General features: G+C 63.5%; 22 protein-coding genes. 13 read left to right on the top strand and 9 right to left on the bottom strand.

Features of this window, described 5'->3' with window-relative positions:
- Window positions 1–4: 4 nt before the first annotated feature.
- The 4 genes from AC1DVW_RS06570 to AC1DVW_RS06555 all read right to left on the bottom strand — a co-directional run bounded on the left by AC1DVW_RS06570 (window position 5) and on the right by AC1DVW_RS06555 (window position 4,442).
- Window positions 5–1,264, bottom strand: coding sequence for a glycerate kinase type-2 family protein (locus tag AC1DVW_RS06570; RefSeq protein ID WP_477321980.1), 1,260 nt, complete (start codon window positions 1,262–1,264; stop codon window positions 5–7).
- Window positions 1,261–1,764 (bottom strand): heme-degrading domain-containing protein, encoded by a 504-nt coding sequence (locus AC1DVW_RS06565; RefSeq protein ID WP_477241000.1) that lies wholly within the window; start codon window positions 1,762–1,764, stop codon window positions 1,261–1,263. Before AC1DVW_RS06565 ends, AC1DVW_RS06570 begins: the two co-directional genes overlap by 4 nt.
- A gap of 141 nt (window positions 1,765–1,905) precedes the next feature.
- Entirely contained in the window at window positions 1,906–3,222 is a 1,317-nt protein-coding gene (gene guaD, locus AC1DVW_RS06560) for a guanine deaminase (RefSeq protein WP_477321978.1), read from the bottom strand.
- 2 nt (window positions 3,223–3,224) lie between these two features.
- Complete coding sequence (locus AC1DVW_RS06555) at window positions 3,225–4,442, bottom strand: urate hydroxylase PuuD (protein ID WP_477321977.1); 1,218 nt, start codon at window positions 4,440–4,442, stop codon at window positions 3,225–3,227.
- A gap of 132 nt (window positions 4,443–4,574) precedes the next feature.
- Here AC1DVW_RS06555 and AC1DVW_RS06550 point away from each other — a divergent pair, with 132 nt between their 5' ends.
- The 3 genes from AC1DVW_RS06550 (at window position 4,575) to AC1DVW_RS06540 (ending at window position 7,812) form a co-directional block, all read left to right on the top strand.
- A complete protein-coding gene (locus tag AC1DVW_RS06550) occupies window positions 4,575–5,495 on the top strand; it encodes a LysR family transcriptional regulator (protein ID WP_477321975.1) in 921 nt (306 codons plus the stop codon).
- Between the two features lie 83 nt (window positions 5,496–5,578).
- Window positions 5,579–6,565 carry an LLM class flavin-dependent oxidoreductase gene (locus AC1DVW_RS06545; RefSeq protein WP_477321973.1) on the top strand — a complete coding sequence of 329 codons (987 nt, stop codon included), beginning with the start codon at window positions 5,579–5,581 and terminating at the stop codon, window positions 6,563–6,565.
- A complete protein-coding gene (locus AC1DVW_RS06540; RefSeq protein WP_477321971.1) occupies window positions 6,562–7,812 on the top strand; it encodes an LLM class flavin-dependent oxidoreductase in 1,251 nt (416 codons plus the stop codon). Before AC1DVW_RS06545 ends, AC1DVW_RS06540 begins: the two co-directional genes overlap by 4 nt.
- Window positions 7,813–7,818: 6 nt before the next feature.
- Here the strand turns inward: AC1DVW_RS06540 and AC1DVW_RS06535 are convergent, their stop codons facing one another.
- The 5 genes from AC1DVW_RS06535 to uraH form a co-directional block, all read right to left on the bottom strand.
- Window positions 7,819–8,655 carry a PhzF family phenazine biosynthesis protein gene (locus AC1DVW_RS06535; RefSeq protein WP_477321970.1) on the bottom strand — a complete coding sequence of 279 codons (837 nt, stop codon included), beginning with the start codon at window positions 8,653–8,655 and terminating at the stop codon, window positions 7,819–7,821.
- Between the two features lie 110 nt (window positions 8,656–8,765).
- Complete coding sequence (gene xdhC, locus AC1DVW_RS06530) at window positions 8,766–9,647, bottom strand: xanthine dehydrogenase accessory protein XdhC (RefSeq protein WP_477321969.1); 882 nt, start codon at window positions 9,645–9,647, stop codon at window positions 8,766–8,768.
- A gap of 73 nt (window positions 9,648–9,720) precedes the next feature.
- Window positions 9,721–12,060 carry a xanthine dehydrogenase molybdopterin binding subunit gene (gene xdhB / locus AC1DVW_RS06525; protein WP_477321968.1) on the bottom strand — a complete coding sequence of 780 codons (2,340 nt, stop codon included), beginning with the start codon at window positions 12,058–12,060 and terminating at the stop codon, window positions 9,721–9,723.
- Window positions 12,060–13,541 carry a xanthine dehydrogenase small subunit gene (gene xdhA / locus AC1DVW_RS06520; RefSeq protein ID WP_477321966.1) on the bottom strand — a complete coding sequence of 494 codons (1,482 nt, stop codon included), beginning with the start codon at window positions 13,539–13,541 and terminating at the stop codon, window positions 12,060–12,062. The genes xdhB and xdhA overlap by 1 nt, the downstream gene beginning before the upstream one ends.
- A gap of 3 nt (window positions 13,542–13,544) precedes the next feature.
- Complete coding sequence (gene uraH / locus AC1DVW_RS06515) at window positions 13,545–13,919, bottom strand: hydroxyisourate hydrolase (protein WP_477275864.1); 375 nt, start codon at window positions 13,917–13,919, stop codon at window positions 13,545–13,547.
- A gap of 164 nt (window positions 13,920–14,083) precedes the next feature.
- Between uraH and puuE the strand changes: the two genes are divergently transcribed.
- The 10 genes from puuE (at window position 14,084) to AC1DVW_RS06465 (ending at window position 25,689) form a co-directional block, all read left to right on the top strand.
- On the top strand, window positions 14,084–15,517 hold the full coding sequence (puuE, locus tag AC1DVW_RS06510; RefSeq protein ID WP_477321964.1) for an allantoinase PuuE: 1,434 nt from the start codon (window positions 14,084–14,086) through the stop codon (window positions 15,515–15,517).
- A 44-nt stretch (window positions 15,518–15,561) separates the two neighbouring features.
- Window positions 15,562–16,410, top strand: coding sequence for a bifunctional allantoicase/(S)-ureidoglycine aminohydrolase (locus tag AC1DVW_RS06505; RefSeq protein ID WP_477322640.1), 849 nt, complete (start codon window positions 15,562–15,564; stop codon window positions 16,408–16,410).
- The gene (locus tag AC1DVW_RS06500) at window positions 16,407–16,907 is read left to right on the top strand and encodes an ureidoglycolate lyase (protein WP_477321962.1); all 501 of its coding nucleotides are present in this window, start codon (window positions 16,407–16,409) and stop codon (window positions 16,905–16,907) included. Before AC1DVW_RS06505 ends, AC1DVW_RS06500 begins: the two co-directional genes overlap by 4 nt.
- Before the next feature lie 2 nt (window positions 16,908–16,909).
- Window positions 16,910–17,503 (top strand): nucleoside deaminase, encoded by a 594-nt coding sequence (locus AC1DVW_RS06495; RefSeq protein ID WP_477321961.1) that lies wholly within the window; start codon window positions 16,910–16,912, stop codon window positions 17,501–17,503.
- An 85-nt stretch (window positions 17,504–17,588) separates the two neighbouring features.
- A complete protein-coding gene (locus tag AC1DVW_RS06490) occupies window positions 17,589–19,574 on the top strand; it encodes a CocE/NonD family hydrolase (RefSeq protein WP_477321959.1) in 1,986 nt (661 codons plus the stop codon).
- Between the two features lie 165 nt (window positions 19,575–19,739).
- The gene (locus AC1DVW_RS06485; protein WP_477321957.1) at window positions 19,740–21,326 is read left to right on the top strand and encodes an ABC transporter substrate-binding protein; all 1,587 of its coding nucleotides are present in this window, start codon (window positions 19,740–19,742) and stop codon (window positions 21,324–21,326) included.
- A gap of 16 nt (window positions 21,327–21,342) precedes the next feature.
- Window positions 21,343–22,302: an ABC transporter permease gene (locus AC1DVW_RS06480; protein ID WP_477275876.1), complete on the top strand. Its 960-nt coding sequence runs from the start codon at window positions 21,343–21,345 to the stop codon at window positions 22,300–22,302.
- Between the two features lie 9 nt (window positions 22,303–22,311).
- Window positions 22,312–23,136, top strand: coding sequence for an ABC transporter permease (locus AC1DVW_RS06475; protein ID WP_477240966.1), 825 nt, complete (start codon window positions 22,312–22,314; stop codon window positions 23,134–23,136).
- Entirely contained in the window at window positions 23,136–24,788 is a 1,653-nt protein-coding gene (locus AC1DVW_RS06470) for an ABC transporter ATP-binding protein (RefSeq protein ID WP_477275878.1), read from the top strand. Before AC1DVW_RS06475 ends, AC1DVW_RS06470 begins: the two co-directional genes overlap by 1 nt.
- Before the next feature lie 61 nt (window positions 24,789–24,849).
- Window positions 24,850–25,689: an alkaline phosphatase family protein gene (locus AC1DVW_RS06465; RefSeq protein ID WP_477321955.1), complete on the top strand. Its 840-nt coding sequence runs from the start codon at window positions 24,850–24,852 to the stop codon at window positions 25,687–25,689.
- Window positions 25,690–25,806 lie beyond the last annotated feature (117 nt).

The following is a 25,806-nucleotide window of genomic DNA, read 5'->3' as shown; positions in this document are numbered from 1 at the left end:
GACTTCAGCGGATCAGGATCGCCCGGAGATCGTTCACATTCGTGCCCGTAGGGCCGGGCACGAAAAGATCGCCGACGGCATTGAACGCCGTCCAGGCATTGTTGCCGGCGAGCATGGCCTTGGCGTCCACATCCGCAGCGCGCATCCGCGATACGGTCGAGCCATCGGCGAAGGCGCCGGCATTGTCTTCCGAACCATCGATGCCGTCGGTGTCGGCGGCCAGCGCGTGAATGCCTTGCGTGCCGTTGATGCCGATGGAGAAGGCGAGCAGGAATTCGCTGTTGCGGCCACCCTTGCCCTTAGCCCTTAGCGTCACCGTGGTCTCGCCGCCCGACAGGATCAGCACCGGCTTTTGAAATGGCCGGTTGCGCGTCGCCACCTCGCGTGCGATCGCCGCATGGACGCCGCCGACCTCGCGCGCTTCGCCTTCGACGGAATCGGAGAGGATGACGGCCTCTATGCCTTGCCGCCTGGCCTCGGCGGCTGCAGCTTCCAGCGAGACACCGGCCGAAGCGATCAGATGGACTTCGTTGCGAGAAAAGCGCGGATCATCCGCTCGTGGTGCATCGGCAGCCGGCGAATTGATATGCGCCATGACTGAGGCCGGCAGCTTCATGCCATAGGCTGATATCGACGCCAGCGCGTCTTCGCGGCTGCCTGAATCCGGCACGGTTGGGCCGGAGGCGACCAGCGCCGGATTGTCGCCAGGAATATCGGAGACGACCAGTGACACCACCTTGGCCGGATAGGCTGCAGCCGCCAGCCTGCCGCCCTTGATGGTGGAGACATGCTTGCGGATGGTGTTCATCACCGCGATCGGCGCGCCGGAGGCGAGCAGCGCCTCGTTGACGGCGATCTCGTCGGCCAGCGTCAAGCTGCCGGCAGGCGACGGCAGCAGCGCCGAACCGCCACCGGAAATCAGCGCCACGACCAGATCGTCCTCGGTCAGCCCTTGCACCTTGGCGAGCAGCCGCCGCGAGGCTTCAAGCCCGGCGGCATCCGGCACGGGGTGTGCTGCCTCGATGATCTCAATACGCTCGCATTTCGCGCCATAGCCGTAGCGGGTGACGACCAGCCCTTCGATCGGCCCGTCCCACACCTTCTCGAATGCCGCCGCCATCTGCGCCGAGCCCTTGCCCGCACCGATGACGATGGTGCGACCCCTGGGCTTTGCCGGCAAATGATTCCGGATCGTCCGCTCGGGATCGGCGGCGGCGACGGCGGCATTGAAAATCGAAATGAGGAAGGGCTTGGGCTCGGTCATTTGGCTTCCGGCGGCAGTGCCAGTTCGGCAGCGTCAAGGCGCAGATAGTTGCAAATCGCATCGACGACGACGCCATGATCGTCACGCTCCGGCAGGCCGGAGACCGTGATCGCGCCGATGACGCCGGCGCCCTTGACATTTATGGGAAAACCGCCGCCGGCCAGCACATAGTCTGATATATCCAGTCCCTCGCCGACCTTGAAGGTGCGGTCCGGGCGTTGCTGCTCCAGCACCATGCGATAGGTGCTTTTGAGAAACCGCTTCACCACGTTGATCTTGCGTCGTGCCCAGTCAGGATTGGAGGCGTTCGATCCCGGCATCGCCGCATAGAACAGCGGCCGGTCGAAGGTCCTGATATCGACGATGATGGGGAAGTTCTCAGTCAGCGCGCGGTCGCGGATGGCCGAGCCGATCTCGAAGGCGACAGCCTCGTCAAAGGCGGGGAAGACGAGTGTCTCTTCCTGTTTCTGGATCAGAGCGATGTCGTCCGCAGCGGCCATTTTCTTTCTCCGAAAATCGTCACACGTCGTTTGTACGACAAGCTCCGCCTGGTCAAGCTCCCGTCGCGGCGGTCATCTTGCCCCGCCAGGGTCGACCCCCACTCCGTCGAGCTACGGTCCTCTCCCCTTGGGCGGCGGGTCTTACCCCGCAATCATATCGCCCTTGGCAGCCCGTCCGGCGACATAGACCTCGCGCACGGCGCGGTCGTCGCCCAGCGTCTGCAGCAGGAACAGCTCCTGCGCCAGCGTCTCCACCGTCTCCATCCTGAGCCGCATGGCCGGCGTGGCGCGGGCGTCGAGCACGACGATGTCGGCATCGGTGCCCGGGTCAAGAGTGCCGACCTTTTCCGCCACCGACAGCGCCTCGGCATTGCCGCGGGTGAGCTGCCAGAAGGACTGGAAGGGATTCAACTTCTCGCCGTTCAGCGCGATGACCTTGTAGCCTTCGTCCATGGTTCGCAGCATCGAATAGTTGGTGCCACCGCCGACATCGGTGGCGGCCGCGATCCGGAGAGCTTTGTCACGCCTGCGGTAGCGCTGATAATCGAACAGACCTGAGCCGAGGAACAGGTTCGAGGTCGGGCAGAACACCGCCACCGAACCCGTATCCGAGAGAGCATCCGCCTCGCGCTCCGACAAATGGATGCAATGGCCGAACAGGCTCTTTTTGCCCAACAGCCCATAGTGTTCGTAGACGTCGGTGTAGTCGCGCGACCAGGGATAGAGGCTTTGGGTGAAAGCGATCTCGGCGTGGTTTTCCGACAGATGCGTCTGCATGTGCAGGTCGGGGTGTTCGCGGCAGAGCGTGCCGGCCATGCCCAGCTGCTCCGGCGATGAGGTGATGGCGAAGCGCGGCGTGATGGCATAGTGCTGCCGCCCCTTGCCGTGCCACTGCGCAATCAGCGCCTTCGAGTCGTCATAGCTGGACTGCGGGGTGTCGAGCACGCCGTCGGGCGCATTGCGGTCCATCATCACCTTGCCGGCGATGTTGAGCATGCCGCGGTCATGCGACTCGGCAAAGAACGCTTCGGCGGACGCCTTGTGCACCGAGCAATAGGCGGCGACCGTCGTGGTGCCATGCCGCACCATCTCGTCGAGGAACAGCCTGGCAATGCGGCGGCCATGCTGGGCGTTGGCGAACTTCGTCTCTTCCGGAAAAGTGTAGGTGTTCAGCCAATCGAGCAGTTCGGCGCCGTAGGACGCAATGACTTGCATCTGAGGGAAATGCACATGGGCGTCGATGAAGCCGGGCAGCAGCAGGTGTGGCCGATGGTCGATCCGTTTGGCGCTCTCGCCGGCCTGTTTCTCGACTTGTGCGTAGGCCCCGGCGGCAACGATCCTGCCGTCGCTGATCAGCAGGCCGCCATCCTCCTCGTAGCGCCAGGCGGCATGGTCGTCGATGCTTTCGGGCCAGCGCAGGAAGGACAGCGTGCGGCCGCGCAGAAGTGTTGATGTCATGCTTATTTCCCGGCCTCTTCGAACCATGCCACCAGCAATGCCCGCTCCTTGTCGGTAATCTGGCTGACATTGGCGGGCGGCATGGCGTGGCTGCGGCCGGCCTGCAAATAGATCTCGCGAGCGTGCTCGGCGATGGCCGCGTCGCTATCCAGCATCACGCCCTTCGGCGCATGGTAGATACCCTCATAGCCCGGCTCCGCCGCATGGCACATCGAGCAACGGCCAAGCACGGTGTCGCGCACGGCGGGGAAATGCGCCGAGGCGATATAGACCTCGGCCGCCGCGGAGGCCTTCGGCTCGCCGGTCAGTATTTTCGGCGCCGTCGACAGCCAGATGATGATCACGAACAGCACGGCGGCTGCCATCCAGGTCCAGTGCGGGTTGCCGGCACGCTTATGCACTGTGTTGAAATAATGCCGGATCAGCACGCCGATGATGAACACCAGCGAGGCGATGACCCAGTTGAACTCGGTCGCAAACGCCAGCGGATAGTGGTTCGACAGCATCAGGAACAGAACGGGCAGCGTCAGGTAGTTGTTGTGCAGCGAGCGCTGCTTGGCGATCTTGCCGTATTTCGGGTCGGGCTTGCGCCCGGCGATCAGGTCGGCGACCACGATCTTCTGGTTGGGGATGATGACCATGAAGACGTTGGCCGACATGATCGTGGCGGTGATGGCGCCAAGATGCAGGAAGGCGGCGCGACCGGTGAACAGATGCGTCAGCCCCCAGGCGATGAACACCAGCACGCCGTAAAGCACCAGCATCAGGCCGGTGTCGCTTTTGCCCAGCGGCGAACGGCACAGCAGATCATAGACCACCCAGCCGACGCCGATCGTGGCCATCGACAACAGAATGCCTGTCGGCACCGACATCTGAAGCACATTCGGATCGATCAGGAACAAATCCGCGCCGGCATAGTAGACGACGCACAGCATGGCGAATCCGGACAGCCAGGTGGCGTAGGATTCCCATTTGAACCAGGTCAGATGCTCGGGCATTTCGGCCGGCGCCACCAGATATTTCTGGATGTGGTAGAAGCCGCCGCCATGCACCTGCCACTCCTCGCCGAAGGCGCCGACCGGCATGCCCGGACGCTGGCGGAGCCCGAGATCGAGCGCGACGAAATAGAAGGAGGAACCGATCCAGGCGATGCCGGTGACGACATGCAGCCAGCGCACGGCGAAACTCAGCCATTCCCAGAAAATCGCGAAATCCATCATTGAAGTCGTCCCTGCCGATCGAGTGACTTTACGGACTGGAGCGCAAACGGAAAGGGGCGAGGTGCACGATGACTTTCAAAAAAAAATGGAAAATACTAGGCTGATCGCTGCAAACCGGCGAAGGTGCTCCGCATGGCCTATCTCGACAACATCGCCGTCTTCGTCCGCGTCGTCGAACTCGGAAATCTGTCGGCGGCGGGCCGCGACATGCGCATTTCGCCGGCCGTCGCCTCCAACCGCATCAAGGAGCTGGAAAAACACCTCGGTGTCAGGCTGTTCAACCGCACGACGCGGCAATTGATGCCGACCGAGCACGGCACGGTGTTTTATTCCGGCGCCAAGCAGGTGCTGGAAGCGATCACCGAGGCGGAAGCCGCCGTCTCGGCACTGTCCGGCCAGCCGCGCGGCACCATAAAGGTGACGGCGCCGCTTGGCCTCGGCCGCCGGCTGGTGGCATCGGGCATTCCCGATTTCCACGACAAATACCCCGACATCGAGGTGCGACTGCGGCTCTCGGACCACAATGTCGATATCATGAAGGAAGGCATCGACGTTGCCTTCCGGCTCGGCATCATCGAGGATTCCAGCCTCAGGATGCGCGGCATCATGGAATGCGAACGGGTGCTGGTGGCGGCGCCGAAATATCTTGAGGCACGCGGCGAGCCCACCGAGCCTCAGGAACTGATCGGCAAGAAGCATGACTGCCTGATGCTGCGCTATTCCGGCGCGCGCGAATATGTGTGGACGCTACAGACGCCGAGCGGCCCGCAGAAATTCGAAGTGCATGGGCCCTACGATACCGACGATGGCGACGTGCTGACCGGCTGGGCGCTGTCGGGCCGCGGCATCATCAACAAGCCGCGCTTCGAGGTCGAGCCGTTCATCCGCGACCAGCGGCTGAAGGTGATCCTCGCCGACACGCCGCCGACACCGGTGCAGTTCGCCGCCGTCTACCCGCACAAGAAGCTGCAGGACCCAAAAGTGCGGCTGCTGCTCGACTTCATGGCCGAGCGCTGCCAGCGGCTGATCAAGGATTTGCTGGCCGGCAAGTGAGCGACAGTTGGCCCAGCGCCGGCGGTTGCCATCGAGGCATGTGGCGAACATAGTTCCCGCTTGCCTTACCGCAGGAACCATTCATGACCGACGGCACCATGATGCATCTTGCCGTTTCGCCGATGCTTGACGCTTCGCTGCAAAGCGTACCGGATTTCCGCAGCCTTGCCAGCTTCGCGCAGAAGGCCGAAGCCGCCGGGCTGGACATGGTGCTGCTCGCCGACTCAGCACCGGCCGCCGACGCGGATACGCCCAACCGGCAGATGCCGTTCGAAGCGACCACCTTGCTCGCTGCGCTGGCGACGGTGACGAGCCGGATCGGCCTTGTTGCCGAGGCTTCCACCGTCACCCACCAGCCCTACAATCTGGCGCGCCGTTTCGCTTCCCTCGACATCATCAGCCATGGCCGCGCCGGCTGGCACGCAACCATGGCGCAGGCGGCACGCGAGGCGGCCAATTTCAGCCGGCCGGAAGGGTTTTCCGACGACGATTTTCGTCGCCGTGCCGAAGAGTACATCGGCATCGTTCAAGGCTTGTGGCAGGGCTGGGATGCGGATGCGCTGCTGTTCGACAAAAGCAGCGGCCGCTTTCACGACCCGGAAAAGATGCATCTGCTCGACCACAAGGGCGAGTTCTTTTTCGTGCGCGGACCGCTGAACGTCGCGCGCTCGCCGCAGGATATGCCAGTACTGGTCCTGTCCGGCCTGTCGGGGCACGACTTCGATCTTGCCGCCCGCACTGCCGATTTGGTCCTGCTGGATGAGGCTCAGGACGGCAAGGCACGCTACGACGACCTCAAGCGCCGCGTCGCCGCATGCGGGCGCGATCCTGATGCCTTGAGGACGCTTGTGAACGTCAGCGCCAATGGACCGGATATCAGTCCCGATAAGTTGGAAGAGCTGTTCCGCGCGAAAAGCTGCGACGGGTTCAACGTCGCGATGCCGCCCTCGGCGCTGGACGGTTTCGTCGAGCCGGTGCTGGCGGAATTGCGTCGTCGTGGCCTCGTTCGCCAGGATTACCGCGGGACGACATTGCGCGGGCATTTCGGACTTGCCGGAGGCGACCAATGACCCACCAGATGAAACTCGGCGCCTTTCTGTGGGCGACAGGCCACCATATTGCCGCCTGGCGCCACCCCAAGGCGCATGTCACGGCGGGTATCGACATCGATCACTACATCCAGCTGGCGCGAACGGCGGAGGCGGCGAAGTTCGACATGATCTTTTGCGAGGACGCTGCTGGCCTGCGCGAGGCCAATGTCGGCATCGCCAGCCAGACCTCGCGCTCGATCGGCTTTGAGCCGATCAGCCTGCTTTCGGCGCTGGCGATCCAGACCAGCCGCATCGGCCTCGTCTCCACGGCGTCGACGAGCTACAACGAACCTTACGGGCTGGCACGGACCTTCCTGTCGCTCGATCATCTGAGCGGAGGTCGCGCCGGCTGGAACCTGGTGACGTCAGCCAGTCCCATCGAAGCCGCCAATTTCGGCTCGACCGGCCTCAAGCCCCATGCCGACCGCTACGAGCGGGCGCGTGAGTTCGCTGGGGTGGTCACCGGACTTTGGCGAGGTTCCAACTTTCATGGCCATGATGGCCAGAGCTTTTCGGTGCGCGACCCGCTCGACCTGCCGCGCTCGCCGCAAGGCGCGCCGGTGATGGTTCAGGCCGGCGCCTCGGATGTCGGCCGCGACCTAGCCGCCCGCAGCGCCGATGTCGTGTTCACGGCGGCGCAGACTTTCGAGGAAGCCAAGGCCTTTTACGACGATCTGAAGGGGCGCATGGCGGCCTATGGGCGCGAGCCTGACGACATCAAGATCATGCCGGGCGTGGCGCCCGTCGTGGCGGAAACGGAAGCCGAAGCCCGCGAGAAATACGAGGAGTTGCAGGAGCTGATCCCCGACGATGTCGGCGTAGCACTGCTGTCCAGTTATCTCAGCATCTCCGATCTCTGGCGCTATCCGATCGACGGGCCGCTGCTGGAATTGCCGGAGAGCGAGGGGATGAAAAGCCGGCAAGCGCTGGTCATCGAACAATCGCGCCGCGACGGCCTTTCCATCCGCCAGCTTGCCCGTCATTTCGCCGGCGCGCGCGGTCATTGGCGCATCGTCGGTACAGCGGCGCAGGTCGCCGACGAGCTGCAGGCGCGGTTCGAGGGTGGTGCGGCCGACGGCTTCAACGTCATGCCATCCTATTTTCCCGGCGAGCTCGATGCCTTTGCCATGCTCGTCGTGCCGGAGTTGCAGCGGCGCGGCCTGTTCCGCAGGGAATATGAAGGCCGCACGCTGCGTGAGCATCTCGGGTTGAAACGACTGGCGTAACGCGCCTCAGCCAGCGTCCATCATCCGGGCAGTTCCCGAGACCCGTATCGAACTGCCTGGCGTGGACGGAATATCAGCATGCAGACGTGAGCGGATGCCCATGTCCTCGCCCTGGACGATGTCGATCGCGCCGCCATGCGGCCAGCCAAGGTCGCGCAGATAGCCGGCGAATGCAGCCGTCGAGGCACCGGTTGCCGGATCCTCGTAGACGCCGCCTGAGGCAAACGGGTTTCGGGTGTGGAAGAGGCGCGGCGTTTCGGCGTAAGTGAGCAGAATGGTGACCAGGCCTTCGCGCCGCATCAGGGCCTGGCCGGCTTTCAGCTCATAGGCCATGGCGGCCAGGGCCTCGCGCGACTTCAGCGCCAGCAAGAGGTGGTCGGCCCCGCCATGGATCAGCGCCGGTGGAATGGCCGGATCGAGATCGCTTGAGGAATAGCCGAACAGCGCCAGCGCCTCGGCGACCAGCTTCTGCGGAGCAGGTTTGCTGTGGGTCGGCGGCGACTGCAACGCAGCGGCGATATTCGCACCATCGCGAAAACCCTCGACGGTGATCGAGGCCTGGTTGAGGATCAGCGCGAAGACGCCATCACCAAACTGCCGAACCAGCGCTGCACCCAAGGCGATCGTCGCATGGCCGCAAAACGGAACTTCGGATTCCGGCGAGAAATAGCGGACCCGCCAGTTGTCGCCGTCGGGTGCGGCAAAGGCGGTTTCGGAGAATCCGACTTCAGCCGCGACGCTCTGCATTTTGGCGGCATCGGGCAAGACATCGGCAATCAACACCCCGGCAGGATTGCCGCCGGTATCGCCATCGGAAAAGGCCGCGATCCTCAATACGTCCATTTGTCTCTGCCTCATGCTGCAAAGGAGGCAGGAAACACCTTCTCAGCTCATTTGAGAACCGAGGAAAGCGAGGAGCAGCTGTGACTTTTGCTCACAGCCCGCAAACCGCCTCAGCTGGCCATCGCCTTGTCGCGAGACGCCGGGTACGGAGCGACTGATGCAGCCGTGTGGGCGACCAAGGCCGTCATGATCTCGGCGGCGGCAAGCGCAGCAATCACCTGCGGCCGCTTGTCCTTGACCGTATCGCCGCCGATCGGCGAGACGAGCCGGGCAAACTCGGCCTCGCTGCCGTCGGCCGACTTCAGGAACCAGTTCCTGAACGTCGCCTTCTTGGTCTTCGAGCCGATCATGCCGACATAGGCAGCATCGTCGCGTTTCAGTGCTTCGGCGACAATCAGGAAATCCAGCGCGTGGTCGTGGGTGAGGATGGCGAAGGCGGTTCCGGCAGGGGCTTTGCGCACCATCGCTTCGGGCATCGGCGTCAGGCTGGTTTCGACGGCTTCCGGCATGCCTTCCAGCGCCTCGGCCCGTGTCTCGATAACCACGACATGCACCGGCAGCAAGGCCACCGCCGCGGCCAACGCCTGGCCGACATGGCCGCCGCCGAAGATGTAGACATGCGGCAGATGCTCCTCTTCGGCTTCCGCCCCCGCGACCAACTCTTGCGCCAGCGTCGCTTCGACCAATCGGATCAGCACCTCGACCCTGCCGCCGCAGCACTGGCCGATTTCGGGGCCGAGCGGCACGTCGAGCGTCGCGCAGACTTCGACAACCTCGATGCGGGCTTCTTTGCCCACCATCTGCCGGGCCTTGTCGATCGCCATATATTCGAGTTGGCCGCCGCCGATCGTGCCTGATATCGCCGCGGCCGAGACGAGCATGAAGGCGCCCTTCTCGCGCGGCGTCGAACCTTTTGTGCCGGCCACTTCGACCAAAGCAACGCGGCCTTGACCGGCAAGGAAGTCTTTCAGGCTTTGCACTTTCGAGTTCATGTTTCGCATTCCCGTGCGGGAAACATAGGCTTTTTCGGCCGGATTTGCACCCGTTGCCAACCCTGGGCCGGACTCAGGCCTTGGCCTTCAGCCGCTCGATCGCCATCAGCACGCGTTCCGGCGTTGCGGGAGCATCGAGGCGCGGACAGATCTTGTGGTCGGCGACGCTTGCCACCGCATCCGATAGCGCATGCAGCACCGACATGCCGAGCGGGAACGGCGGCTCGCCGACCGCCTTGGAGCGGTGGATCGTCGGCTCGCCGGCTTCCGGCCAGTCGGCCAGCGTCACATTGAATATCTTTGGCCGGTCGGAGGCGAGCGGGATCTTGTAGGTCGACGGCGCATGGGTGCGCAGCCGCCCCTTGGCATCCCACCAAAGTTCCTCAGTCGTCAGCCAGCCCATGCCCTGGATGAAGCCGCCCTCGACCTGGCCAAGATCGATGGCGCGGTTCAGCGAACGGCCGGTCTCGTGCAGGATGTCGGTGCGCTCGACCATGTATTCGCCGGTCAGCGTGTCGACCGAAACCTCCGAACACGAAGCGCCATAGGCGAAGTAGTAGAACGGACGGCCCTCGCCCTTGTCGCGGTTCCAGTGGATTTTCGGCGTCTTGTAGAAACCTGCCGCCGACAGCTGGATGCGCGCCATATAGGCCTGCTTGACCAAATCGGCGAAAGGGATTTCCTGGTTGCCGATGCGCACCCGGTTGGGCAGGAACAGAACCTGGTCGCGCGGCACCTGGTACTTTTCGGCGGCGAAATTGGTCAGCCGGTCCTTGATCTGTCGCGCGCCGTTCTGCGCCGCCATGCCATTGAGGTCGGTGCCGGACGATGCTGCCGTGGCCGAGGTGTTCGGCACCTTGCCCGTCGTCGTCGCGGTGATCTTCACCTGGTCGAGATCGATCTGGAACTCTTCGGCCACCACCTGCGCCACCTTGACGTAGAGGCCTTGCCCCATCTCGGTGCCGCCATGGTTCAGGTGAACCGAACCGTCAGTGTAGACATGCAACAGCGCGCCGGCCTGGTTGTAATGGGTGGCGGTAAACGAGATGCCGAATTTGACCGGGGTCAGCGCCAGTCCACGCTTGATGAAGCGGCTGTTGGCGTTGAACGCCTCGATGATCCGGCGGCGCCTTGCATAATCCGCGCTCGCCTCCAGCTCGGCGACGATGCGGTGGATGATGTTGTCCTCGACCGTCTGGTGGTAGGGCGTGATGTTGCGGTCTGACGTGCCGTAGAAGTTTTTCTTGCGGATTTCGAGCGGATCCTTGCCGACGGCAAAGGCAACCTCGTCGATGACGCGTTCGGCGCCGACCATGCCTTGCGGCCCGCCGAAGCCGCGGAAGGCGGTGTTGGAGACGGTGTTGGTGTAGAGCGGCGCCGACTGCGCGTGTACCGCCGGCCAGAAATAGGTGTTGTCGCAGTGGAAGAGCGCGCGATCCGTCACCGGGCCGGACAGGTCCGACGAGAAGCCGCAGCGTGCCGCGAACATGAAGTCGACGCCAAGGATGTTGCCATCGTCGTCGAAGCCGACCTCGTAGTCCACGAGGAAATCGTGGCGCTTGCCGGTGGCGATCATGTCGTCGTCGCGGTCGGGCCGGATCTTTACCGCGCGATGGTGTTTTTTCGCGGCGATGGCGGCCAAAGCGGCAAACTGGTTGCCTTGCGTTTCCTTGCCGCCGAAGCCGCCGCCCATGCGGCGGATTTCCACCGTGATGGCGTTGCTCGGCACACCCAGCGCATGGCTGACCATGTGCTGCACTTCGCTCGGATGCTGGGTCGAGGAGTAGATGGTGACGTCGTGGTCCTCGCCGGGAACGGCCATGGCGATATGGCCTTCGAGGTAGAAGTGCTCCTGGCCGCCGATGCGCATTTTTCCCTTCAGCCGGCGGGGAGCGGCCTTGATCGCGGCCGCGGCGTCGCCACGCTTCAGCGTCAGTGGCGGCGTGACCAGTTTGTCCTTCTTCGGGTTGAGTTCGCCGATGTCGGTGACGAAAGGCAATTCCTTGTATTCGACCTTGGCCAGCCTTGTGGCACGGCGGGCCTGCTCGCGCGTCTCGGCAATGACGCAGAAGATCGGCTGGCCATGGAATTGCACCTTGCCGTCGGCGAGCACCGGCTCGTCGTGACGGCCGGTCGGCGAAATGTCGTTCTCGCCAGGTATATCCTTGGCCGTCAACACATCGACGACGCCGGGTGCTGAGCGTACCGCCGACAGGTCCATTTTCGTGATGGTGGCATGGGTGGCCGTGCAAAGGCCGAGGCAGCCATGCAGCGTGCCGGCCGGCTCCGGCATGTCGTCGATATAGATCGCGGTGCCGCTGACATGCTTGTGCGCGGAATCATGGCGCTGGTCGGTGGCGACACCGCCGGCGATCTTTTGCGCCTTCAAATTGGGGGTGGCGTGCTTGTTCATCAGGCCGCCTCGTGCCGTGAAACCTGGAATGGCGCCTTGGTACCGCTGGTCTCGGCAAAGAAGCGCAGCAAAAGGTTCTTTGCCGCGAGCGCCCGATATTCGGCGCTCGCCCGCATGTCGGTCAACGGCGTGAAATCATTGGCGTATTCGGCCATGGCCGCCTCGACCGTGGCCTCCGTCCAGGGCTTACCGAGCAGAGCCTTCTCGACACCGAGGGCCCGTTTCGGCGTCGCCGCCATGCCGCCATAAGCGATGCAAATGTCAGCCACCGTACCGTCTTTTGCCAGATCCAGGAAAAAGGCGCCGAGGGCTGCGGTGATGTCCTCGTCGCGGCGCTTGGTGATCTTGTAGACGGCAAACTTTGTCCGCTTGGCCGGCACAGGGACATGCACGGCCTCGACGAATTCGCCGGCATGCCGGTCCTGCTTGCCATAGGCGATGAAGAAGTCCTCCAGCGCGATCGTGCGCCGTTCCTTGCCGCGGCGCAGCGTCAGTTGCGCGCCGAGTGCGATCAGCGGCGGCGGCGTGTCGCCGATCGGCGAGCCGTTGGCGATGTTGCCGCCGATCGTGCCCATGTTGCGCACCTGCTCGCCGCCGATGCGGTCGAACAGCGGCCCGAGCGCCGGGATGCGTTTCGACAGCGTCGCAAACGCATCGCTGTAGGTGACGCCGGCGCCGATCGAGATCACGCCCTTGTCCTCGGAAATAGTACAGAGACCGTCAAGATTGCCGATGAACACCACCGGCGAGATGTCGCGCATATGCTTGGTCACCCATAGGCCGACATCGGTCGAACCGGCAACGATAGTGGCACCCGGCTGCTTGTCGAGCACGGCAGCGAAATCATCGACATCGGCCGGCACGACCAATCGCGCCTTGCCGGTGCCGATCTCGACGCGCGCACCGTCTTTCATCGCCAAAAGCTTGGCGGTAATGGCCTTGCGCTCCGGCGCCAGCGGATCCTTTGCCGCCTTGCCGTAGCCGGAAATGGCGCGCGCGGCGCGCATGATCGCCTCATAGCCGGTGCAGCGGCAAAGATTGCCTTGCAGCGCTTTTTCGATTGCCGCATCCGATGGCTCCGGCGACCGCATCCACAGGCCATAGAGCGACATGACGAAGCCCGGCGTGCAGAAGCCGCATTGCGAGCCGTGGAAATCGACCATCGCCTGCTGCACCGGATGCAACTGGCCTGCTTCACCACGCAGATGCTCGACCGTCACGACATGGGTGCCGTCGAGCGAGCCGAGGAAGCGGATGCAGGCGTTGACGCTTTCATAGACCAGTCTGCCGGCGGAGAGCCTGCCGACCAGCACGCTGCAGGCGCCGCAATCGCCTTCGGCACAGCCTTCCTTTGTGCCGCGCAGCGAACGGTTCAGCCGCAGCCAGTCGAGCAAGATTTCATCGGGCGCGACCGTGGTCAGCGCGATGTTCTCGCCATTGAGGATGAAGCGGATCTCGTTGCGGGTCTTGACCTTAGCCATGCGTCAGCTCCCCCTATAGGTCGAATAGCCGTAGGGCGAGACGAGCAGCGGCACGTGATAGTGCACCGGCTCGGCCATGCCGAAGCGGATCGGCACATTGTCGAGGAAGGCCGGTTCCGGCAGTTTGGTTCCTTGCTGCCGCAGATAGTCGCCGGCGGCAAAGACCAGTTCATATTCGCCGGTGCGGAATTCCGCGCCGGCCAGCAGCGGCGCATCGCAGCGGCCGTCGGCGTTGGTCACGACCGTCTTCAGATGCGTCCGCGCCTGGCCATCGAGGTGAAAAAGCGCAATCGACAGGCCCGCCGCCGGTCTGCCGGTCGCGGTGTCGAGGACGTGGGTCGTCAGACGCCCGCCATCGGCTTTCGACGTTTCTGCCACTGGCCGCCTCCCATTCCCGGTTGCTGTTGAATTGTGCGCCAATTAAAGGCGATGCATAAGTCCCGGTCGAGCGGAGCAGGACAAAAACACTTTCAAAAATTTTCGGGGGAATGCGCAGGCAACCCTTTCGACTATCCTCACGACAACATCCGGCAGGAGTGACGATGCGTTACATCAGAGACATGCGCGGCTACGGCGCCAATCCGCCGGATCCAAAATGGCCTGGCGGCGCGCATGTCGCGGTGCAGTTCGTCGTCAACTATGAGGAGGGCGGCGAGAACTGCGTCCTGCATGGCGACAAGGCCTCGGAAGCCTTCCTGTCCGAGATTGTCGGCGCCGCCCCCTGGCTCGGCCAGCGCCACTGGAACATGGAATCGATCTACGAGTATGGCGCCCGCGCCGGCTTCTGGCGGCTGCTGCGCCTGTTCACCGAAGCGCGGGTGCCGATCACCTGCTACGGCGTCGCCTCAGCCCTTGCCCGTTCACCCGACCAGGTTGCGGCAATGCAGGAGGCCGGCTGGGAAATCGCCTCGCATGGGCTGAAATGGATCGACTACCGCGACCACGCCGTGGAAGACGAGCGCCGCGACATGGAGGAAGCGATCAAGCTGCACTACGAGGTGACAGGGGCACGGCCGACCGGCTGGTACACCGGCCGCACCTCGATCAACACCGTGCGGCTGGCGGCGGAAGAAGGTGGCTTCGACTATGTGTCGGACACTTATGACGACGAACTGCCCTACTGGTTCGAACATGACGGGCCGGACGGTGCCGGCAAGCCGCAACTTATCATCCCCTATACGCTCGACGCCAATGACATGCGCTTCGCCACGCCGCAAGGCTTCAATTCGGGCGACCAGTTCTTCGCCTATCTGAAAGACAGTTTCGACACGCTCTATGCCGAGGGCAGAGAAGGGCGGCCGCGCATGATGAACATCGGCCTGCACTGCCGCCTTGTCGGGCGGCCGGGCCGGGTGGCGGCGCTGAAGCGCTTCGTCGATTACGTCAAATCGCACGACAAGGTCTGGCTGGCGCGGCGCGTCGACATCGCAAAACACTGGCAGGCGACGCATCCGTTCCGGCTGCCGGAGCTGCGTCCGTCGAAGATGGAGTTCGAAGCCTTCGTCAATGCCTTTGGCGGCGTCTTCGAGCATTCGCCATGGATCGCCGAGCGCGCCTATGAGCTGGAACTCGGCCCGGCACATGACAGCGCCGGCGGGTTGCACAATGCACTCTGCCGCATCTTTCGCGCCGCCAGCGAGGCCGAGCGGCTCGCCGTGCTCAACGCCCATCCCGACCTTGCCGGCAAGCTGGCAAAGGCCAAGCGGCTGACGGCGGAGTCGACGAAAGAACAGGCGTCGGCCGGGCTCGACGCGCTGACCGACAAGGAGCGCGAGCTGTTCTCCAAGCTCAATGCCGCTTACGTCACCACCTTCGGCTTCCCCTTCATCATCGCGGTGAAAGGCAAGACCAAGGAGGAGATCCTGGCCGAGTTCGAGGCGCGCATCGGTAACAACCGCGCCACCGAATTCGAAACCGCCTGCAAACAGGTCGAGCGCATTGCGCTGCTTCGGCTCAAGGACATGCTTCCGCAATAGGTTTGAACTCAATGGACACGATCAAGATGGCGGATACGATCAAGATGGCTGACCGAACCTATTATGCGCCGCAGGGCGGCCACCCCGGCCAGAGCGAGTTGCTGACCGGCCGCGCCGTTTTCACCGAGGCCTATGCCATCATCCCCAGGGGGGTGATGCAGGATATCGTCACCAGCGCCTTGCCGTTCTGGGACAAGACCCGCGTCTGGATATTGTCGCGGCCGCTGTCGGGCTTTGCCGAGACGTTTTCGCAATACATCGTCGAGATCGCGCCCGGTGGCGGCAGCGACCGGCCTGAACCCGATGCCGGCGCCGAGGGCGGCCTGTTCGTGGTCGAAGGCGAGCTGAGTGTCTCCGTCGGCGGCAAGACGCATGTCATGCGTCCCGGCGGCTTTGCCTTCCTGCCGCCGGCCAGCGGATGGACGGTCCGCAACGAAAGCGGTGCAGCTGTGCGCTTCCACTGGATCCGCAAGGCTTACGAGGCCGTCGAGGGTATCGATGTGCCGCCAGCCTTCTTCGCCAACGAACAGGAGATCGCGCCGACGCCAATGGCTGGCACCGAAGGCCGGTGGGCAACGACGCGCTTCGTCGATCCGGCCGACATGCGCCACGACATGCACATCACCGTGGTGACGCTGGAGCCGGGTGCGGTCATCCCCTTCGCCGAGACCCATGTGATGGAACACGGGCTCTATGTGCTGGAGGGCAAGGGCGTCTACCGGCTCAACCAGGACTGGGTCGAGGTCGAGGCCGGCGACTATATGTGGCTGCGCGCCTTCTGCCCGCAGGCCTGCTATGCCGGCGGACCGGCCAAATTCCGCTATCTGCTCTACAAGGACGTCAACCGCCACGCCAAGCTTGGCGGCGCCGGCGTCGCCAGGCGGGCGCCGTGACCCGGATCGTTGCGCGGCCGCTGACCCGCGAGAGCTTTGCCGAGTTCGGTGACGTGATCGACATGGGCGGCGACAATCACTACCCGATCAATGGCGGCCGGGCCGAGCGCTACCACGAACTCGCTACCGCCGAAGCCGCCGGGCCAAATGCACGCGTGCTGATTTCGATGGTGCGCGGCACGCCCTACGAATTGCCGCTGAAGCTCGCCATGGTCGAGCGCCACCCTTTCGGCAGCCAGGCCTTCATCCCGCTGTCGCCGCGCCCGTTCCTGGTCGTGGTCTGCCATGACGGTGCCGAAGGTCCCGGCGAGCCTCATGCCTTCATCACCGCGCCAGGCCAAGGCATCAACTACCCACGCAATCTGTGGCACGGCGTGCTGACGCCGATCGGCGAGGCGCAGGACTTCCTGATCGTCGACCGCGGCGGCGACGGCTCAAACCTCGAAGAGTGCCATTTCTCGCACGCCTACGAGATCCATCTCCCCGACGGAAAGTAACAATGACCGACATTTCGCTGATCGACCGGCTGCTCGACGTGATCGAGCACGACATCGTGCCGAAGACCGCGCAAGGCGTCGCCCATGGCAATAAGCTGTTCGGCGCCGCGATCCTGCGCAAGGACGACCGTTCGCTGGTGCTGGCCGAAACCAACAACGAGATGGAAAACCCGCTCTGGCACGGCGAGGTGCATTGCCTGAAGCGCTTCTATGAAATGCCCAGGGCCGAGCGCGTGGATACGAAAGACGCCATCTTCATTGCCACGCACGAACCTTGTTCGCTTTGCCTGTCGGCGATCACCTGGACCGGTTTCGACAATTTCTACTATCTGTTCAGTCACGAGGATTCGCGCGACTCTTTCGCCATTCCGCACGATCTGAAGATCCTGAAAGAGGTCTTCACGCTCGACCCCGGCGGCTACAATGCCGAGAACGCCTACTGGAAGAGCTTTTCGATTCGCAAGCTGGTGCGAACGCTGCCCGAGGCGGAACGCCGGCGGCTGGAAGCCCGGATCGGCGCAATCTCCGCCCGCTACGACGAGCTCTCCGGCGTTTATCAGGAGAGCAAGGCAGAGAACGACATTCCGCTGAACTGACGCGGATTGACCAGCCGAATTCGCCGACTGGCCCATGACGCGATCCGGCGGCCTCCATCATGTGACGGTCCTGGAGTGCGTTCGCATGAAAACCATCACCGAGTTCCCCCGCAAGGTCGTCGAGTTCCCGGATATGGGGATCGTCATGCCGGACGGCTGCCGGCTGTCGGCACGGGTATGGATGCCGGAGGATGCGAGCAACGATCCGGTGCCGGCGATCCTCGAACATTTGCCCTACCGCAAGCGCGACGGCACCATCTTCCGTGACCAGCTGACGCATCCGTATTTCGCCGGCCACGGCTATGCCTCGATCCGTGTCGACATGCGCGGCAATGGCGATTCCGAAGGGCTGATGGACGACGAATATTCCGAGCAGGAATTGCAGGATGCCTGCGACGTCATCGCCTGGGCGGCGTCGCAACCCTGGTGCAATGGCAGCGTCGGCATGATGGGCATTTCCTGGGGCGGCTTCAACTGCCTGCAGGTGGCCGCGATGCAGCCGCCGGCGCTGAAGGCAGTGATCAGCATCTGTTCGACGGTCGACCGTTATGCCGACGACATCCACTACAAGGGCGGCTGCCTGCTGACCGAGAATTTCGGCTGGGCCTCGACCATGCTGTCCTATTCGTCGCGGCCGCCGGATCCGCTGATCGCGGGCGACAACAGGTGGCGCGATTTGTGGATGACGCGGCTGGAAAATCAACAGTTCCTGCTGCCGCTATGGCTTAGCCATCAGCACCGCGATTCCTATTGGAAGCGCGGTTCGATCTGCGAGGATTTTTCGGCCGTCAAAGCCGCGGTGCTGTCGATCGGCGGCTGGCATGACGGCTATCGCAACACGATCTCGCATCTCGCCGCCAACATCGAAGCGCCGGTCAAGGGCATTGTCGGCCCGTGGATCCACAAATACCCGCATTACGCAGCACCCAAGCCCGCCATAGGCTTCCTGCAGGAGGCCTTGCGCTGGTGGGACCGCTGGCTGAAGGGCGTCGACACCGGCGTCGAGGCCGACCCGGCCTACCGCGCCTATGTGATGGACAGCGTCCGCCCCGCGCGCTGGCATCCCGAGCGGCCGGGCCGCTGGGTCGCCGAGCAGGAATGGCCGTCGCCAAACATCAAGACGCAGACGATCGAGCTGATCCCCAAGGGCAGCAAGCCGGTCATCGTCGCTTCGCCGCAAAGCTGCGGCCTCGCCGGCGGCGAGTATTTTCCCTTCACCTTCGGCCCGGAACTGCCGGGCGATCAGCGCCCCGATGATGCACTGTCGGTGTGTTTCGACCAGCCGACGCTGACCGAGGCGATCGACATCGTCGGCGCCCCGGAGGTTCTGGTGCGAGTCTCTTCGGACCGGCGCCAGGCCAATATCGCGGTCCGGCTGTGCGACGTGCACCCGGACGGCGCCTCGGAACTGATTTCCTATGGCGTGCTCAACCTGACCCACCGCAACTCGCATGAATTTCCCGAGGCGCTGGTTCCAGGCGAAACCGTGTCAGCCCGCGTCGTGCTCGACCAGTGCGCCTACCGCGTCCCGGCCGGCCACCGCCTGCGCATCGCCGTTTCAAACGCCTACTGGCCGATGATCTGGCCATCGCCGGAGCCGGTCCAACTCGACCTGTCGGCCGCGACGCTCATGCTGCCGCAGCGCCCGTTGGCGAAAGGCGACGAAGTAACCTTCCCTTCGCCGGAGGCAGCCTCGCCCTGGGCGACGAAGTTAATCCGTGCCGCCAATTCCGAGCGTCACGTCGGCCGCGACGAGAAGACCGGGGTCATCTCGCTTTCCATCGTCGACGATTTTGGCGCAGTGCGCGATCTTGAGCATGACCTGGTAAATGGCAGCATCGCCCGCGAGACCTGGACGATCCATCCTGACAATCCCCTGTCAGCCTCGGGCAAAACCCACTGGACGCAGACATTGTCGCGAAATGGATGGTCGGTGCGCACCGAGACCTTTGCCGAAATGCGCTCCGACGCACAAAGCTTCACGGTTAGCGCCAGAATCGAAGCCTACGATGGTGAAATCCTGGTTTTCGAACGCGATTTCGAAGAGACGATCCCGCGCGCCCTGCTCTGAGCGCCCATGCCGGGTTTCGAGGTTGGTCCAATTGCGACGTGCGATTTACGCCACGGCATGTCGCATTCGGTCTTGCTTACGGGTTTCCCTTACGGTCATTATTCCCCCGATAACAATCAACAAAAAACGACCACAAGGTCGAACCAACAGAGTGAGGAACTCAATATGTCAAACGAACTGGAATTCCTTAGCCGACGCGTCGCTTCGGGCAAGCTGAGCCGTCGCGATTTTCTCGGCCGGGCGGCAGCGCTCGGCGTCACCGCACCCTTCGCCAACTCGCTGCTTTCGAGCGCTGCGCGCGCGGCAGGTCCGGTCAAGGGCGGCACTTTGAAGGCCGGTCTGGTCGGCGGCGAGTCCACCAACAGCCTCGACCCGGCGCTGATGATGACGCAGGTGCCGTTCGCCTTCGGCAAGATGTGGGGCGAAATGATCGTCGAGCTTTCCCCGGAAGGGAAACTCGAGAACCGCATTGCCGAGGAGATCGGCTCGTCGGACGACGCCAAGGTGTGGACGCTCAAGATCCGCGACGGCGTCGAATTCCACAACGGCAAGACGGTGACCGCCGAGGACGTGGCCGCCACGCTCGAGCGCCATTCCGACGAGAAGTCGAAGTCCGGCGCGCTCGGCTACATGAAGGGCATCGAGACCATCAAGGCCAGCGGCAAGGAAGTCGTGCTGACGCTGAAGGAAGCCAATGCCGACCTTCCCTACCTGCTCAGCGACTATCATTTGATCGTCCAGCCGAATGGCGGCAAGGACGGAGCCGATGCCGGCATCTCGGCCGGTCCCTACAAGGTCAAGACCAACGAGCCCGGCGTGCGCCATGGCGGCGAGCGTTTCGCCAACTACTGGCAAGGCGACAAGATGGGCCATGCCGACCAGATCGAGATCATCGTCATCAACGATGCCACGGCGCGCACGGCAGCCCTGCAGGGTGGCCAGGTCAACATGATCAACCGCGTCGAGCCGAAGATCGTCGATCTGATCAAGCGCCTGCCCGGCGTCACCATCCGCAACCACGCCGGCCCTGGCCATTACGTCTTCATCATGCACTGCGACACGGCGCCCTTCGACAACGCCGATCTGCGCATGGCTTTGAAGCTGGCGATCGACCGTGAAGAGATGCTGGACAAGATCCTGCGCGGCTACGGCTCGCTCGGCAACGACTTCCCGATCAACGCTTCCTACCCGCTGTTCACCGAGATCGAACAGCGCAAGTACGATCCCGACAAGGCCAAGTTCCACTTCAAGAAGTCGGGCCATGACGGCTCCGTGCTGCTGCGCACATCGGATGTCGCCTTCCCCGGCGCCGTCGATGCCGCACAGCTCTTCCAGCAGAGTGCGGCCAAGGCCGGCATCACGCTGGAGATCAAGCGCGAACCGGGCGACGGCTACTGGTCGGAAGTCTGGAACAAGCAGCCCTTCTGCGCTTCCTACTGGGGCGGACGCTCTACGCAGGACCAGATGTACTCCACCGCCTATCTGTCGACGGCCGACTGGAACGACACGCGTTTCAAGCGTCCGGATTTCGACAAGATGGTGCTGGCGGCCCGCGCCGAGCTCGACGAGGCCAAGCGTAAGGCGATGTACCACGACATGGCTGTCATGGTCCGCGACGAAGGCGGCCTGATCCTGCCGATGTTCAACCAGTTCATCGACGCGACGGGCGCCAAGGTTGGCGGCTGGGTTGACGATCCGCATCAGGAGCTGATGAACGGCTACGCACTGGCGAAGTGCTGGCTCGAAGCCTGAGCCCGGCTTTGCGGATATGTCCTCACCCATCCTGAAACTAATTGCCCAGCGCATTGCGCTGGGCATCGTTCTCCTGTTGGCCGTTTCGGTCCTGATCTTCGCCGGCACCCAGATTCTGCCCGGCGACGTCGCGCAAGCCATTCTCGGACAATCGGCGACGCCGGAGTCGCTCGCCAATCTGCGCGAGCAGCTCGGGCTAAACGATCCGGCCTATATCAGGTATTTCCGCTGGCTCGGCGGCGTGGTGACCGGCGATCTCGGCACCGCCATGTCGAGCGGCCAGGATATTGCAACGTCGATCAAGGGACGGTTGTGGAACACGCTGTTCCTCGCCTTCTGGGCCGCAGTCGTGGCGGTGCCGCTGGCGATCATTCTCGGCCTGATTGCGGTGCGCTATCGCAATGGCTGGGTCGACAAGCTGATCTCCGGACTCGCGCTCGCGTCGACATCGTTTCCCGAATTCTTCATCGGCTATGTGCTGGTCTATTTCTTCGCCGTGAAATGGCAGATCTTTCCTGGCATTTCGACCGTCTATGACGACATGCCCTTCGGCGAGCGCATGCAGGCGATCGCGCTGCCGGCAACGGCGCTGACGCTGGTGGTGCTCGCCCATATGATGCGCATGACGCGCGCCGCGATCCTCAATGTCATGCAGTCGGCCTATGTCGAGACGGCGGAGCTGAAAGGCCTGTCGGCCTTCAATGTCATTCGCAAGCATGCATTTCCCAACGCCATCGCGCCGATCATCAACGTCGTCATGCTCAACCTCGCCTATCTGATCGTCGGCGTCGTCGTGGTCGAAGTGATCTTCGTCTATCCGGGCATGGGGCAGTATCTGGTCGACCACGTCACCAAGCGCGACGTGCCTGTCGTGCAGGCGGTCGGCCTGATCTTCGCCGCCGTCTACATCAGCCTGAACATCATTGCGGACATAGCGGCAATCGTCGCCAATCCGCGTCTCAGACATCCGAAATAGGGGGCGGGCATGCTCGATATCAAACGCATCCCGATCCCCGCGCTGATCGGCATCGTGCTGACGACACTGTTCGTTCTGGCGGCGATCTTCGCGCCCTTCATCGCGCCACACGGCAATGGCGAGATCATCGGTGACGTCTGGGAACCGATGTCATCAGCACATTGGCTGGGCACCGACAATCTCGGCCGTGACCTGCTGTCGCGCATGATCTACGGCGCCCGCATCACGCTGTTCATCGCCGTGCTGGCCACCGCGCTGTCGTTCTCGCTCGGCGCCATTCTCGGCTTCTCGGCGGCGGTGTTCGGCGGCTGGTACGACACGCTGCTGTCGCGGCTTGTCGATCTGCTGATGTCGATCCCGACGCTGATCATGGGCCTCGTCGTGCTTTCGGTGTTGCCGACCAACCTGGTGACGCTGATCCTGGTGATGGGCATTCTCGACTCGACCCGCGTCTATCGCCTGTCGCGCGCGGTCGCCGTCGACATCAACGTCATGGACTATGTCGAGGCCGCCAAATTGCGCGGCGAAGGCAGCGGCTGGATCATCTTCCGCGAGATACTGCCCAATGCGCTGTCGCCGCTGGTTTCGGAACTCGGCCTGCGCTTCATCTATGCCGTGCTGTTCCTGTCGACACTGTCCTTCCTCGGCCTTGGCGTACAGCCGCCGGACGCCGACTGGGGCGGCATGGTCAAGGAAAACAAGGACGGTATCGTCTTCGGCATTGGCGCTGCCCTCATTCCGGCAGCGGCGATCGCGATGCTGGCGATTTCCGTCAATCTGGTCGCCGACTGGGTGCTCAACCGCACGACAAGCCTGAAGGGAGGACGCGGGTGATGGCTGACCAGCAGAAGAAATCCGTGCTGCTCGACATCCGCAACCTTCGCATCGAGGCGACGGTGTTCCCGCCGGGCGAGCCGCCGAAAAACATCGTGCTGGTCCATGACGTGTCGCTGACGCTCGAAAAGGGCAAGGTGCTTGGCCTGATCGGCGAGTCCGGCGCCGGCAAGTCGACCATCGGCCTGTCGTCGATGGGCTATGGCCGCGGCGGCGTGCGCATCACCGGCGGCGAGGTCATCCTCAACGGCCGAGACATCCTCAAGGGCGGCAAGGAAGGTTTTCGCAAGCTGCGCGGCCGAGAGGTCTGCTATGTCGCGCAATCGGCGGCGGCGGCCTTCAACCCGGCGCACAAGCTGATGGACCAGGTGGTGGAAGCCACGCTGCTGCACGGCACGGCGACACGGGCCGAGGCCGAAAAACGCGCGGTGGCGCTGTTCAAGAAGCTCAGCCTGCCAAACCCCGAAACCATCGGCGAGCGCTTCCCGCACCAGGTCTCCGGCGGCCAGCTGCAGCGCGTGATGACGGCGATGGCGCTGTGCTCCGAGCCCGACCTGATCGTCTTCGACGAGCCGACCACGGCGCTCGACGTGACGACGCAGATCGACGTGCTGGCGGCAATCAAGGACGCCATCCGCGATACCCATGTGGCGGCGCTCTACATCACCCACGACCTTGCCGTCGTCGCCCAGGTCTCCGACGAGATCATGGTGCTGCGCCATGGCCGGCTGGTCGAATGGGGCGGCACTCGCCAGATCATCAAGGAGCCGCGCCAGGAATACACCAACGCGCTGGTCTCGGTGCACGAGATCGAGCACCACGAGCAAAAGCCCGGCACGACGCCGTTCCTGTCGGTCAAGAACGTTACCGCTGCCTATGGCCGCAGCCATATCAAAGTGCTGAAGAACGTCTCCGTCGACATCTATCCGGGCCAGACGCTGGCCGTGGTCGGCGAGTCCGGCTCCGGCAAGTCGACTCTGGCGCGCGCCATCACCGGCTTGTTGCCACCTGAAGAGGGAACAGTCACCTTCGACGGGCGGCCGCTGGCCAACCGGCTTGCCGACCGGCCGAAGGAGGATCTGCAGCAGTTACAGATGATCTACCAGATGGCCGACGTGGCGATGAACCCGCGCCAGACGGTCGGCACCATCATCGGCCGGCCGCTCGAATTCTACTTCGGCATACGCGGGCGCGAGCGCGACAAACGCGTCGCCGAACTGCTCGACAAGATCGAGATGGGCAAGGGCTTTTCCGACCGCTACCCGGCCGAGCTTTCCGGCGGCCAGAAGCAGCGCGTCTGCATCGCCCGCTCGCTCGCCGCCAAGCCGAAACTGATCATCTGTGACGAGGTGACCTCGGCACTCGACCCGCTGGTGGCCAACGGCATCCTCAAGCTGCTGCTGGAGCTGCAGAAGGAAGAAAACGTCGCCTATCTGTTCATCACCCATGACCTGGCGACCGTGAAGTCGATCGCCGATTCGATCGCGGTGATGTATCGCGGCGAGGTGGTGCGCTACGGGCCGAAGAGCAAGGTGCTGTCGCCGCCCTTCGACGCCTACACCGATCTCCTGCTCTCCTCCGTTCCGGAAATGGAAATCGGCTGGCTGGAAAAGGCGATCAAGGGACGGCGCATGGCCAGCGCGGGAAACTAGCGGTTTCGCGGCACCAGCCGCGAAGACTTGCCTTCAACGACAAAGCCTTCCGGAGCAGCCCTTGGCGCTCGAGACAAAACTGTTGCTGATCATCCTCGACGGCGTGCCCTACCGGAACTGGCGCCGGCTGATGGGCAATCTCGAGGGCTGGGTGCTCTCGGGCGAAGCGCAGGTCTGGAAGATGCGCTCGGTGCTGCCGTCGACTTCTGCCTGCTGCTACGCCTCGATCCACACCGGGGTGTCGCCGCAGGTGCACGGCATCCTGTCCAACGAGAACCGTTTTCGCGTTACCCAGCCGGACATCTTCTCCGAGGTCAGCAGGGCTGGCGGCAAGACAGGCGCCGTCACCCATTCCTACTGGTCCGAATTCTTCCGTGCCTATCCGTTCGACCCGGTCGAGGACATGGAGTTCGACGAACCCGGCGGGCCGATCGCACATGGCCGCTTCCACACCATGACCGGCTACAATCTCAGGAACCAGATGACGCCGAGCGACGTCGACCTGTTCGCGACGCTGACCATGCTGACCAAACGCCACGGCATCGACTACGGCATCCTGCACAGCTGTACGCTGGACTCGATGGGCCACCGCTTTGGCCACGACTGCCATGAGATGGACCATGCCGTCTATGCCATGGACGGCATGCTGGCCGCCTTCCTGCCGCGCTGGCGGGAAGCCGGCTACGAAGTGATTGTCACCGCCGATCACGGCCAGACCGACCGCGGTCATCATGGCGGCCACGACGACGAGATGCAGGATTTCGCGCTGTATTATTTCGGACCCGGCAAGGGACCGGAGGCCGACACGTTGCTCAACCAGCTGCAGCTGGCGCCGACGGTGCTGAAGCGGCTTGGTGTGCCGGTGCCGGCGACGATGAAGGCAAAGCCTTTCTTGAGCTGAGCGGCTCTTCCCTTCTCCCCTTGTGGGAGAAGGTGGATTGTCGCGAAACGACAAGACGGATGAGGGGTGCTGGAAGAAACTCGGCGCGAAAATATTGAGGGATTTTAAGCGCTTAAT

The organism is Mesorhizobium sp. P3_B5, assembly GCF_056402815.1.
Note: the sequence above shows the minus strand (reverse complement) of the source record. Positions and strands in the feature narration are given on the sequence as shown.